The 12,113-nt window shown below is 70.7% G+C and carries 14 protein-coding genes; 7 read left to right on the top strand and 7 right to left on the bottom strand.

Annotation, left to right across the window (positions count from 1 at the left end):
* Positions 1-86: 86 nt before the first annotated feature.
* Positions 87-482 carry a hypothetical protein gene (locus BLU84_RS04530; RefSeq protein WP_074863447.1) on the bottom strand — a complete coding sequence of 132 codons (396 nt, stop codon included), beginning with the start codon at positions 480-482 and terminating at the stop codon, positions 87-89.
* Positions 483-522: 40 nt separating this feature from the next.
* Positions 523-1,722: a formate-dependent phosphoribosylglycinamide formyltransferase gene (gene purT, locus BLU84_RS04535; RefSeq protein WP_074863449.1), complete on the bottom strand. Its 1,200-nt coding sequence runs from the start codon at positions 1,720-1,722 to the stop codon at positions 523-525.
* 113 nt (positions 1,723-1,835) lie between these two features.
* Between purT and BLU84_RS04540 the strand changes: the two genes are divergently transcribed.
* The 7 genes from BLU84_RS04540 (at position 1,836) to BLU84_RS04570 (ending at position 6,698) form a co-directional block, all read left to right on the top strand.
* Positions 1,836-2,831 carry a hypothetical protein gene (locus BLU84_RS04540; RefSeq protein ID WP_139174662.1) on the top strand — a complete coding sequence of 332 codons (996 nt, stop codon included), beginning with the start codon at positions 1,836-1,838 and terminating at the stop codon, positions 2,829-2,831.
* Between the two features lie 425 nt (positions 2,832-3,256).
* Complete coding sequence (locus tag BLU84_RS04545) at positions 3,257-4,120, top strand: SPFH domain-containing protein (RefSeq protein WP_074863452.1); 864 nt, start codon at positions 3,257-3,259, stop codon at positions 4,118-4,120.
* A 10-nt stretch (positions 4,121-4,130) separates the two neighbouring features.
* Positions 4,131-4,502 carry a hypothetical protein gene (locus BLU84_RS04550; protein ID WP_074863454.1) on the top strand — a complete coding sequence of 124 codons (372 nt, stop codon included), beginning with the start codon at positions 4,131-4,133 and terminating at the stop codon, positions 4,500-4,502.
* On the top strand, positions 4,499-4,687 hold the full coding sequence (locus BLU84_RS04555; RefSeq protein ID WP_074863456.1) for a type II toxin-antitoxin system antitoxin: 189 nt from the start codon (positions 4,499-4,501) through the stop codon (positions 4,685-4,687). The genes BLU84_RS04550 and BLU84_RS04555 overlap by 4 nt, the downstream gene beginning before the upstream one ends.
* The gene (locus tag BLU84_RS04560; protein ID WP_074863458.1) at positions 4,684-4,863 is read left to right on the top strand and encodes a DUF4177 domain-containing protein; all 180 of its coding nucleotides are present in this window, start codon (positions 4,684-4,686) and stop codon (positions 4,861-4,863) included. Before BLU84_RS04555 ends, BLU84_RS04560 begins: the two co-directional genes overlap by 4 nt.
* A 171-nt stretch (positions 4,864-5,034) precedes the next feature.
* The gene (locus tag BLU84_RS04565; RefSeq protein ID WP_074863460.1) at positions 5,035-5,838 is read left to right on the top strand and encodes a M15 family metallopeptidase; all 804 of its coding nucleotides are present in this window, start codon (positions 5,035-5,037) and stop codon (positions 5,836-5,838) included.
* A 158-nt stretch (positions 5,839-5,996) separates the two neighbouring features.
* Complete coding sequence (locus BLU84_RS04570) at positions 5,997-6,698, top strand: class I SAM-dependent methyltransferase (protein WP_074863462.1); 702 nt, start codon at positions 5,997-5,999, stop codon at positions 6,696-6,698.
* 327 nt (positions 6,699-7,025) lie between these two features.
* Here BLU84_RS04570 and BLU84_RS04575 read toward each other — a convergent pair whose 3' ends face one another.
* The 5 genes from BLU84_RS04575 to BLU84_RS04595 all read right to left on the bottom strand — a co-directional run bounded on the left by BLU84_RS04575 (position 7,026) and on the right by BLU84_RS04595 (position 12,112).
* Positions 7,026-7,715: a DNA-3-methyladenine glycosylase family protein gene (locus tag BLU84_RS04575; protein WP_074863464.1), complete on the bottom strand. Its 690-nt coding sequence runs from the start codon at positions 7,713-7,715 to the stop codon at positions 7,026-7,028.
* Between the two features lies 1 nt (position 7,716).
* Positions 7,717-8,103, bottom strand: a complete 387-nt coding sequence (locus BLU84_RS04580) for a DUF423 domain-containing protein (RefSeq protein ID WP_074863466.1) — start codon at positions 8,101-8,103, stop codon at positions 7,717-7,719.
* Positions 8,104-8,396: 293 nt separating this feature from the next.
* Positions 8,397-9,482, bottom strand: coding sequence for a polyketide cyclase (locus BLU84_RS04585; protein WP_074863468.1), 1,086 nt, complete (start codon positions 9,480-9,482; stop codon positions 8,397-8,399).
* Between the two features lie 777 nt (positions 9,483-10,259).
* Entirely contained in the window at positions 10,260-10,913 is a 654-nt protein-coding gene (locus BLU84_RS04590) for a response regulator (protein WP_074863470.1), read from the bottom strand.
* The gene (locus BLU84_RS04595) at positions 10,910-12,112 is read right to left on the bottom strand and encodes a sensor histidine kinase (protein WP_074863472.1); all 1,203 of its coding nucleotides are present in this window, start codon (positions 12,110-12,112) and stop codon (positions 10,910-10,912) included. Before BLU84_RS04595 ends, BLU84_RS04590 begins: the two co-directional genes overlap by 4 nt.
* Position 12,113 lies beyond the last annotated feature (1 nt).

Raw genomic sequence — 12,113 nt, forward strand, 5'->3', positions numbered from 1 at the left:
ACCAGGCCCAAAGGCGCGAGGTCCCGCTCACGAAACTTCGTGCCGCAGGCTCCGCGTACCGAGCGGCGCGCGCGAGCCTGTGCCGCTTACTCCGGCTTGGCGTCGGTCGCGATCACCGGCGCGGGCGTCTGCGGCGCAGGCGGTTGCGCCGGTGCAGGTTCAGCGGACGCCGGCACGGACGCGCCAGCCGGTTTCGCCACGGCCCGCGCGATGCGCGGACCGAAACCGAACGAACCTTCGCCGTGCGCCGACACGATCATGCGCAGCATGTTGCCCGGCACCATCAGCTCCAAGGTCATCTCGCGGCCGTCGGCGTTGCGGCCTTCCAGGGTCATCTCGGTGAACGCGCCGCCGGTGTCGATCTCCTTGCACAGCACGTGCGGGCCGGCGGGGCCTTCCAGCAGGTAGGGACGAATGGCCTCGCCCAGCGCTTCCAGCGCTTGCGGGAAGAAGAACACGGCGTAGCCCTGGGTCTCGTTCATCGTCGCTCCGGTGCGAAAGGTCGTACGGTTTGGACCGCGCTCAGCGCAATTCGATTTGCAGTTGCGCCGCGGCTTCGCGCGCCTTGGCGCGGGCTTCGTCGATGTCGCCGCCCAGGGCTAGGGTCACCGCGACGCGGCGATGGCCTTCCACGCGCGGCTTGCCGAACAGGCGCAACTGGGTGTCGATCTGTCCCAGCGCCGCGTCGACGCCGGAGAACACCGGCACGCCGTGGCCCTGCGCCAGCACCGCGCAGGACGCGGCCGGGCCGTGCTCGCGGATGGTCGGGATCGGCAGGCCGAGGATCGCGCGCGCATGCAGGGCGAATTCGCTCAGGTCCTGCGAGATCAGCGTGACCAGGCCGGTGTCGTGCGGGCGCGGCGAGACTTCGCTGAACCACACCTCGTCGCCCTGGACGAACAGCTCCACGCCGAACACGCCGAAGCCGCCGAGGTCGTCGGTGATGGCGCGGGCGATGTCCTGCGCGCGCGCCAGCGCCACCGGGCTCATCGGCTGCGGCTGCCAGCTCTCGCGGTAGTCGCCGTCGCGCTGCAGGTGGCCGATCGGCGCGCAGAAGGTGGTGCCGCCGGCGTGGCGCACGGTCAGCAGAGTGATCTCGTAATCGAAGTCGATGAAGCCTTCGACGATGACCCGGCCGGCGCCGGCGCGGCCGCCGGTCTGGGCGTAGTCCCAGGCCTTGTCGATGTCGGCTTCGCCGCGCACCAGGCTCTGGCCCTTGCCCGAGGACGACATCACCGGCTTGACCACGCACGGCAGGCCGATCTCGGCCACGGCGGCGCGGTAGTCCTCAAGGGTGTCGACGAAGCGGTACGGCGAGGTCGCCAGTTGCAAGGTCTCGGCGGCGAGGCGGCGGATGCCTTCGCGGTCCATGGTCAGGCGCGCGGCGCGCGCGGTCGGGATGACTCGCGTGTCGCTGCCGCTGCGGGCGAATTCGGCTTCCAGCTCGACCAGGGTCTGGGTGTGGATCGCCTCGATCTCCGGCACGATCAGGTTCGGCCGCTCGGCCGCGATCAGCGCACGCACGGCCTGGCCGTCGAGCATGTCCAGCACGTGGCTGCGGTGCGCCACCTGCATCGCCGGCGCATCGGCGTAGCGGTCGGCGGCGATCACTTCCACGCCGAAGCGCTGCAGCTCGATCGCCACCTCCTTGCCCAATTCGCCCGAACCGAGCAGGAGCACGCGGTAAGCGTGCGGGGACAGCGGCGTGCCGAGCGTGGTCATGGCGTGCAACCTCGAAAAACGGGGGGACGGAATGAGCCTAGTCTAACTTTCCGCGCCCGCCGCGGCCTTGCCGGGCTATGGCGGCGGCGGGCGCGCATGCGATGCTGTGGTCCATGTCCCCCGCGTCCGAACGGCACGCCGAGCGTGCCGCCGCCCCTGCTGTCTCCGCTACGCCCGGCGCCGCGCGCCGCTGGCGTTGGCTGGCCGCCGGCGCGCTGGTCGCGGCCGCGCTGGCGGGCGGGTCGGCGCTGTGGCGCGTGCACCGCGCGCAGCCGCCGGCGCCGGGCAGCAGCGAGCTGGCCGGGATGCTGCTCGACCCGCAGTTGTCGGAAATCAGCGGCCTGGCCGCCTCGCGCCGGCACCCCGGCGTGCTGTGGATGCACGACGACGGCGGCAACCCCGAGCGCCTGTTCGCCGTGGCCGAGAACGGCGACCGCCTGGCCACCTTGCGCATCGAGGGCGCGATCAAGACCGACTGGGAGGACATGGCCGCCTTCGAACTCGACGGCCGCCATTACCTGCTGATCGCCGACACCGGCGACAACGGCGGCCTGCGCCGCAGCCTGCAACTGCACATCATCGAAGAGCCCGAGCGGATCGAAAACGCGCGGCTCAAGCCGGCCTGGTCGATCGCCTTCCGCTGGCCCGACGGCGCGCGCGACTGCGAGGCGGTGGCGGTGGACGTGGCGCGCAAGCAGATCCTGCTGATCTCCAAGAAACGCCAGCCGCCGGAGCTGTTCGCGCTGCCGCTGATGCCGGCCGGCAACGCGCTGCAGACCGCGACCAAGCTCGGCGCGCTGGCCGGCATTCCCGAGCCGGACGCGCAATTGCGCCAGTCCAATGCGTTCCGGGCCAAGATCCAGGGCCAGGTCACCGCCGCCGACGTCTCGCCCGACGGCCGCACCCTGGCGGTGATGACCTACCGCTACCTGCTGCTGTACCCGCGCCAGCCGCAACAGGACTGGGCCCAGGCCGTGGCCGCCGCGCCGCGGGTCAGCGAACTGCCGTGGCTGCCGCAGGCCGAAGCCCTGGGCTGGTCGGCCGACGGCCGCTTCCTGTACGCCACCGGCGAGTTCATCCCCGCGCCGCTGTACCGCATCGCCCCGTAAGCGGCGACCCCGCGCGCCAACCGGTTTACTTCCTGTAGGAGCGGCGCGAGCCGCGACCACGACACCTCGCCTGCGCCGAAAGCCCCGACGCGAGCGGATACCCCGCAGTCGCGGCTCGCGCCGCTCCTACAGGGGCTTCGGCCACCGCGCGCGTCCTTGGCGATATCCATCTGAAACGACCCATTCGCCCTCACCGGATCGCCGCACAAGCCGGTTTCCCCCTGTAGGAGCGGCGCAAGCCGCGACCGCGACACCTCGCCTGCGCCGAAAGCCCCGACGCGAGCGGATACCCCGCGGTCGCGGCTCGCGCCGCTCCTACAAGGGCTTCGGCCACCCCGCGGCAGGCCTTCGCCCGACCAACGGCAGCTGACGGACTGATATCAATCTGATATCACTATTACCCAGAATCCCAAGGACGAGCCGCCATGAAAGAGAACCCCTCCCAGTCCCTCCCCGGCATTCCGGTCCTGCTCGCCCTGCTGCTGATCGCGGCCGGCTGCGGCTACGTCTTCCTCGCCAGCGCCGCCGCCGGGCCCGGCGCGATCACCGTGGTCGCGGTCCTGGCCGGCCTGCTCGCGGTGGTCTGCCTGTTCGGCCTGTACATGGTCGAGCCCAACCAGGCCGCGGTGCTGAGCCTGTTCGGCAAGTACGTCGGCACGGTCAAGGACAACGGCCTGCGCTGGAACAACCCGCTCTACGCCAAGCGCAAGGTCAGCCAGCGCGTGCGCAACTTCGAGAGCGGCAAGCTCAAGGTCAACGAACTCGACGGCAGCCCGATCGAGATCGCCGCGGTGATCGTCTGGCAGGTGGTGGATTCGGCCGAAGCGGTCTACAACGTCGACGACTACGAAACCTTCGTCCACATCCAGTCCGAATCGGCGCTGCGGGCGATGGCCACCAGCTATCCCTACGACCAGCACGAGGACGGCCAGCTGTCGCTGCGCAGCCATGCCAACGAGATTTCCCAGCATTTGAAGGAAGAGCTGCAAGAGCGCCTGGCCGACGCCGGCGTCACCGTCTCCGACGCGCGCATCAGCCACCTGGCCTACGCGCCGGAGATCGCCCAGGCGATGCTGCAGCGCCAGCAGGCCAACGCGGTGATCGCCGCGCGCACCCGCATCGTCGCCGGCGCGGTCGGCATGGTCGAGATGGCCCTGGCCGAGCTGCAGAAGAACGGCGTGGTCCAGCTCGACGAGGAACGCAAGGCGCAGATGGTCAGCAACCTGCTGGTGGTGCTGTGCGGCGAGCGCGGCACCCAGCCCATCGTCAACACCGGCAGCCTGTACTGAGGAGCGCGCGATGAATCTGCCGAACAACGAATTCGTGTTGCCCGCGATCATGCTCATCAGCGGCGTGCCGGTGCTGGTCGCCGCGGTGCTGGTCGCGCGCGGCAACCTGCAACTCATCAACGGTCTGGACGCCTCGCGCCTGCGCGACCCGGCCGCGGCCGCATCGCGCTTCGGCAAGCTGCTGGCGATGGTGGCGATCGCGATGTTCCTGGCCGCGCTGGGCTTCTACTGGGCGCACGGCGACCAGAGCCGGACGATGTGGGTGACCATCGCGCTGTTAGTCGCGGTCAACGCCGTGGCGGTGGCGATGATGCTGGCGCTGGCCAAGCTCAAGCGCGACTACCGCGCGCCGCGCGACGACCAGCGGGCCGGCCGGCGGTGAGCGAGAAGAAGGCCTATCCGCTGCGCATCAGCGCCGAGGTGCTCGCCGCCGCACAGCGCTGGGCCGACGACGAGTTGCGCTCGCTCAACGCCCAGATCGAATATGTGCTGCGCGACGCCCTGCGCCGCAGCGGCCGCCTGCCGCGCCAGGAACCGCCCCCCGCCGCCCCCGAGGAAGACGCATGAGCCAGCCGTGGAAGCACCTCGTCATCGAACTGACCTACAAACTGTTCGAAGCGCCGATGCGCGAACGCATCCAGGAAGAGCTAGACCGCCAGGGCGCGCAGGGCTGGGAACTGGTCGCGGTGGAACACGACCCCGGCGTGCTCGGCACCCGCCTGTACTTCAAGCGCCCCGCCTGACCCGCTTCCGCCTCAGCCCCCTGTAGGAGCGGCGCAAGCCGCGACCGCGAAGCCTCCGGTCGTGGCGCCACCGCACTCGCCCGCAGCCGGCAACGCGCCCGCCCCGCAAACGGCAAACACATCGCCGCCACCGCGGTTGGCACCCCGCCCCCCGCGCGCTACCCTGCGCGCATGCGCGGACCCGGCCACGTCCTGATCAACACCCCGGACATCGAACTATGGCCCGGCGGCCTGCTGCGCGCGCGCAGCAACGCCGACGCCCGCGCCCTGGCGCGCGCGCGCCACGTGCTGCGGCGCAAGCGCGACGGCCGCTTCCTCGCCGCCGACCTGCCCGAAGGCGTGCTGCCGCTGGTGCACCGGCTGATGCGCGAGGACGGCATCGACGCTGCGCTGGACGCGCTCGAACGCATCGTCGAGTACCGCCGCGAAGGCCTGGTGCGGGTCGGCGAACTGCCGCTGGACCGCCTGGAAGAACGCCTCGACGCGCTCGGCCTGGACGCGCACGGGTACGAGTCGCGCACCGGCCTGGCCCTGATCGCCGAACCCGACCGCCTGGCCCTGGCAGGCTTCGACCGCTACCGCCGCCCGCTGTGGCTGCACCCGGCCGCCGCGCGCGCCTGGACCCACCTGCGCGACGCCGCGCTGGGCGACGGCCTCGTGCTCGAAGCGATCTCCGGCTACCGCAGCCACGATTACCAACTGGGCATCTTCGAACGCAAACTCGCGCGCGGGCTCAACGTCGGCGACATCCTCACCGTCAACGCCGCGCCCGGCTACAGCGAGCACCACAGCGGGCTGGCGCTGGACATCGGCGCGCCGGGCGAGCCGCCGGCAGAAGAATCCTTCGAACTCACGCCCGCCTTCGCCTGGCTGCGCGAACGCGCCGGCGGCTACGGCTTCGCGATGAGCTATCCGCGCGACAACCCGCACGGCATCGTTTATGAGCCGTGGCATTGGCGTTATTCGCCGGCATGAACCGGCGCGCGGCGGGATCGGCCGAGCTGCGGCGATGAACGCTCTCGCGGCCAGGAGCGCCGACACCGGCCGCAATGCCGTGACGGATCCGCGGCTCGCCCACTCGCAGGGAGCGCCGCGATGAACGCCGTATCCGCGCACATGGATCGCTGCCAACGATGAGCGCCGACGAAACCGCACGCCACAGCGACGCGCGCGTACTCGAAGCCTGGCGCGAGAACGCCGCGCCGTGGACGCAGACGGTGCGCGCCCAAGCCATCGAGAGCCGTCGTTTGGTCACCGACCGCGCCATCCTCGACGCCGCCTTGCGCCTGCGCCCGCGCGACGCGCTCGACCTGGGCTGCGGCGAAGGCTGGCTGACCCGCGCCCTGCGCGCCGGCGGCGTCGCCGCCGACGGCATCGACGCGATCGGCGAGCTCATCGACGCCGCGCGCCGCGCCGATCCCGACGCGCCGCCGCAGCGCTACGCCCGGCTCAGCTACGAAGACATCGCCGCCGGCGCATCGAACGCGCGCTACGACCTGATCGTGTGCAACTTCTCCTTGCTCGGCGGCGCCGCGGTCGACGCGCTGCTGAGCGCGCTGCCGGCGCTGCTGCGCGACGGCGGCCACGTACTGATCCAGACCCTGCACCCTCCGACCGCCTGCGGCGACGCGCCCTACCTCGACGGCTGGCGCGACGGCAGCTGGGCCGGCTGCGACGGCGCCTTCGGCCAACCGGCGCCGTGGTACTTCCGCACCCTTGGCGGTTGGCTGCGGGTTTTGCGCGAAAGCGGGCTGGTGTTGCGCGAATTGGAAGAGCCGGTGCATCCGGTTACCGGCAAACCGGTGTCGTTGATACTCGACGCGGTCGGTGCCTAACGGGATCGGTTGCCGGAACGGCGCGAGCTGCGACTGCGCCAACCGGCTCGCAGCGAAAGTTTCGTCGCAGCTGCGCCTTCGCGGTCGCAGCTCGCGCAGCTCCTACAGCCTGAAACGAAACTCACCGGAGCCCCTGTAGGAGCGACGCAAGTCGCGACCGCGCCAACCGGCTCGCAGCGAAAGTTTCGTCGTAACTGCGCCTTCGCGGTCGCAGCTCGCGCAGCTCCTACAGCCTGAAACGAAACCAACCGGAGCCCCTGTAGGAGCGACGCAAGTCGCGACCGCGCAGCCACCGGATCGCGTCGCAAGCGCGACTTCCCAAACCGCTCACCCCTGCGAGCGATTGACCGGCTTGGCCGCCCCTTCGGCGATGTCGGCGATCCGCCACAGGTACAGGCTGGCATAGGTGCGGTACGGCCCCCAGCGCTCGCCGATCTGCGCCAGGACTTTCGGCGCCGGCATCGCCTCGAGCTTGTCGACGTATTGCGCGCCCTTGCGGATGCCCAGGTCGTCCACCGGCAAGATGTCGGGCCGGCCGAGGCGGAACATCAGCATCATCTCCACCGTCCAGCGGCCGATGCCGCGGATCGGCACCAGCGCGGCGACGATGGCGTCGTTGTCCATGTGCGCCATCGCGCGCAGGTCGGGAATCTCGCCGCGGGCCTCGCGCGCGGCGAGGTCGCGCAAGGCCAGCAATTTGTTGCCGGACACGCCGCAGGCGCGCAAGGTCGCGTCGTCGCAGCCGCCCAGGGTGCCGTGGTGCAGGCGCGCGCTGCCGATCGCGGTTTCGACCCGCCCGACGATGGTCGAGGCGGCCTTGCCGCTGAGCTGCTGGAACAAGATCGCGCGCGCCAGGGCATCGACCGGATCGAAGCGCCCGCGCCAGCGCGGGTCGTTCGGGATCGGGCCGTTCTCCAGCCGGTCGACCCGCTTCATCCACGCGCCGAGCCGCCGGCACGTGCGGCCCAGATGCTCGTGCGCGGCCTGCGCGTCGAACCCGCGGACGTGGCGCGGCATGTCAGCGCCGCATCGCGTCGACGGCGTAGCCTAGCCACGCCAGGATCATCAGGCTGCCGCCGTAAGGCACCAGCCGGGTCGAGGCGCCGAAGAAGTGCGCCGCCGCCAGTCCGCCGGCGAACACGATCACGCCGAGCAGCAACGCGCCGAGCAAACCGCGCGTCAACGCGCGTCGCGACGGCGGCGCCAGCGCAGCCAGGGCGATGCCGTGGCCGAAGGCGAACACCGCGGCGGTCTGCAGCCGGGCCTGCGCGTGCGGGTCGGTGCCCGCGTGCGCGGCATAGGCCGACAGCGCCACCGCGAGCGCGGCGAGCACGCCGCCGCTGGCGGCGAGCAGGCGCGCGGACAGCGGCGCGGCGGGACGGGAATCGGAAACGCTGGCGCTCATGCGGGCGAACGCGGGAAGTGGGAGGCGCTCCACGATAGCAGCGTTGGCGTGGGGCGCGCGGGGCCGGTAGCGCCGCGATGTCGCGGGCTCGCCCTGTAGGAGCGACGCGAGTCGCGACCGCGGAGTCGCCAGCTTGCGTCGTATGCGCTGTGGCGCGGTCGCGACTTGCGTCGCTCCTACAGGGCGAGTCCGGGCCTTCGCGTACAAAACCTGCGCCACAAAAAAACGCGCCGCGGAATCCGCGGCGCGTTCGGGTGTCGCATCCGGCCCGCGCCGTAGCGCGGGCGGCGGAATTACTTGACCGGCCAGTAGACGTCGAACTGGCCCAGGGCCGGGTCGAAGCTCTGGTCGATGCCGGCCTTCCACGACTCGTACGGACGGTCGCTGGTGGTGTAGCCGCGGGTCATCGCCCAGGCGCGCACGGCGTCGCGCACCGGCGGCAGCGCGGCGAAGTTGTGGCCGCCGCTGGAGGCGACGACGACCTTCGAAGCCGGCAGCAGCGAGGCCTTGACCGGGCCTTCGACCTTGACCTCGATCGCGGCGGCATCGCCGGTGGCGGTGTCGCCCTTCTTGCGCACGACCTGCACGGTGTCGAAGTCGTAGGTCTCGGCGCCGAACTCGTTGGTCACGATGCGCACCGGACCGACCGCTTCCAGGCCGTTGGCGGCGATGACCTTGTTGATCCACTCCATGTTGGAATGGATCTGTCCCTTGATCTTGTCGTTGTTGCGCTCGACCGCAGCGTTGACGCTGAGGATGTTCTCGGCCGGACGGTCGACGACCTTCGGCGCGTTGTTCGGATCGGTTTCCGACAGCTTGGCGTAGTCGTAGTTCGGCACCGTCGCCAGCAGGTTGCTCAGGCGCTGCAAACCCATCTTGATGTCTTCGCCGACGCTGCTGCTGACGTACAGGCCGGAGTAGCGGCCGAGCAGGTTGAAGCCGTAGTCGACGTCGTAGGTCTGGGTGATCTCGACGTTGCGGTTGTTGCGGCCGGTCGGCTTGAGGGTGAACTCGCTGCGCTTGTTGTCGCCGCGCTCGGGGTTGGTGATCTTGTAGCCCACCAGCTTGCCCGGCTCGCTCTTGACGATTTCCCAGCTGCCGTTGCCCAGGCCGCGCTCCTTGGACGAGTACTCCAGGCGGGCGCCCACGCCCTCTTCCTTGCCGGTCAGCTTGATTTCCATCGCGGGGTCGCGCAGCGCCAGCGGGTTCCACTCCTTGAAGCGACGCAGGCTGTTCAAGGTGTCGAACACGATGGTCAACTTGCGGTTGGTCTCCACCGAGTGCGACAGGTGGCGGCTCGACGGCAGAACGATGCCGACGACCAGGAACAGCACGGCGACGATCGCCAGGGAAATCAGAATCTCGATCAGACGGGTCATTCAGGGTTCTCCAGGGCCGGGCCCAGGTGCGGGCCAGGGGCGCAGACCCGCAATCGTAGCAAGATAAATCCCGGCAAGGGCAGCCGTCACAAGCAAGAAATCCCACCGGAACGGGCATCGGCGGGAGCGGGCGGCGAAAAGCGCGCAACTGGCCGGCTTTGTGCCGCCTCACAGCCGCATTCGCCCCGGTATGCGGTCGCGGCGCGGGCGCGTAAGCGCAAATCAAGTCAAGTCCCGCCACCGCCGTAACGTCCGCGCGGACGGGTCCGTGCGCGGCCCGGCTCGCGCGGCCCGGGCTGTGGATTACGACGAAAGTAGAGCCCGCCGCGGGCGCGGTCCGGGGCGACGAGCCGGAGCGCCGCGGCTTGAGCCCGGCGTGGTTCGAATGCGGCCGGTGATCGCATCCGCGAACGGTCGGCGCCACGCTGCATCCCGCCTCGTACCGGTGCGACCGGACTCAGGCCACCGGGCCCGCCGTGCGCACGCCGGCAAGCGCCGGCGCGACTGTCTCAAACCCTGCGCAGATCGAACGCCTTGCGCACGGCCCGAGCACGGCCGCACATGCCGGACTCGGGCCAACGGGCGCCGCCCGCGAACGCCCGGCGCCGCGCGCCGGGCCGGTTCGAACGCCTCAGACCAGTTGCAGCTCGAACGCCTTGAGCACCGCCCGGGTGCGGTCGCGCACGCCGAGCTTGGGTGAGCGGGCGCCGCTCGCGAGCCATCGGCTCGCGCGCCCGCGAACGCCCGGCGCACTGCGCCGGGCCGGTACGCGTGGGCTCAGACCAACTGCAGCTCGAACGCCTTGAGCACCGCCCGGGTGCGGTCGCGCACGCCGAGCTTGGACAGGATGTTGGACACGTGGTTCTTAATCGTGCCCTCGGCCACCCCAAGCGAGTTGGCGATTTCCTTGTTCGAAAAGCCGCCGGCCATCAGCCGCAGGATCTCGGTCTCGCGCTCGGTCAGCGGGTCGGGCCGGTCCAGGCTGACGAAGTCGTTGCGCATGTGCTCCAGGCCCGACAGCAGGCGCTGGGTCATCGCCGGCTGCACCAGCGAGCCGCCGTCGGCCACGGTCTGGATCGCCCCGACCAGTTGCTCCAGCGACACGTCCTTGAGCAGATAGCCCTTGGCCCCGGCCTTGAGCCCGGCCAGGACCAGTTGGTCGTCGTCGAAGGTGGTCAGGATGATGGTCGGCGGCAGGTAGCCGGAGCGGGCCAGAGCCTGCAGCGCCTCCAGGCCGGACATCACCGGCATGCGCATGTCCATCAGGACCACGTCGGGACGCAGGTTCGGGATCATCTCGACCGCCTGGCGGCCGTCGCCGGCCTCGGCCACGACCTCGATGCCGTCGGCCAGGGCGAGCAGCGAGCGCACGCCCTGCCGGACCAGGGTCTGGTCGTCGACGAGCAGTACGCGGATGGGATTGGGGATCATGTCGGAGCTCCTTCGCGGCCCATGACGGCCGCGGTGGCGGGCAGGGTCAGGCGCAGGCTGAAGCCGGCCTCGGCCCGGGTTTCGATTCGCAGTTGGCCACCGTACTGCATCAGCCGCTCGCGCATGCCGCGCAGGCCGTTGCCGGCGACCAGGTGGTCGGCGCCGCGGCCGTCGTCGCGCGCGCTCATGACGATGTGGCCGTCGTCGCGGCGCACGTCGATCCACAGGTGCTGGGCGCCGGCGTGGCGCACCGCGTTGGTGATGATTTCCTGGGTGCAGCGCAGCAGCACGTGGGCGCGCTCGGGGTCGTCCAGGGTCAATGGGGTCTCGATATCCATGCGGATGTCCAGCGCGGGCACGTTCTCGGCCAGCGGGCGCAGCGCCAGCGACAGGTCGATGGCGCCGTTCTCGCGCAACTGGCTGACCGCCTCGCGCACGTCGGTGAGCAGCAGTCGGGCCAGAGTATGCGCCTGCTGCACGTGTTCCTTGACCCGCCCTTCCGACAGGTGCCCGGCCACTTCCAGGTTCAGGCTCAGCGCGGTGAGGTGGTGGCCGAGCAGGTCGTGCAGCTCGCGCGAGATCCGGGTGCGCTCGTTGATGCGCGCGCTTTCGGCCAGCAGCGCGCGGGTCGCGCGCAGCTCGGCGTTGAGCCGGCGCTGGTCCTCGCGCGCCTGAGCCTGCTGCATCGCCACCAGCGAGCTGACGAACACCAGGCTGGAGAAGCCGGCGTAGGCCACCGATTGCACGATAGCGACCAGCAGCGGCTGGCCGATCGCGATCACGAACACCGGGATGATCGACAGGTTGCTCAGGATCAGCCAGGCCACCCCGACCCGCAGCGGCAGCAGCCACGGCAGCAGCCCGGCCACGACCATCAGCAGGATGCTGCCGATGCCGGAGTTGGAGTAGTAGCCCACGCCGATGGCGCAGGCGGTCAGCACCAGCAGCAGGGCGTGGTCGGCCGGCCCGGGCCGGCGCTGGCCGAGGCCGCGGCTGGCCCACCAATAGACCACGCCGAAGGCCAGGTGGATCGCGACCCAACGCAGGATCAGCAGGAAGAAGGTGTGCTCGCTGCCGCCGGGCAGCGACGCCGCCGCCTCCGGCTCCAGCCACATGATCACCAGCCAGCACCCGGCCACCCCCCAGGTGAACAGCCCGGCGAATCGCATCAGTTGGGTGGGGGTGAGGCGAGCCAGCATG

The sequence above is a fragment of the Lysobacter enzymogenes genome, from assembly GCF_900106525.1.
Lineage (GTDB): Bacteria > Pseudomonadota > Gammaproteobacteria > Xanthomonadales > Xanthomonadaceae > Lysobacter > Lysobacter enzymogenes.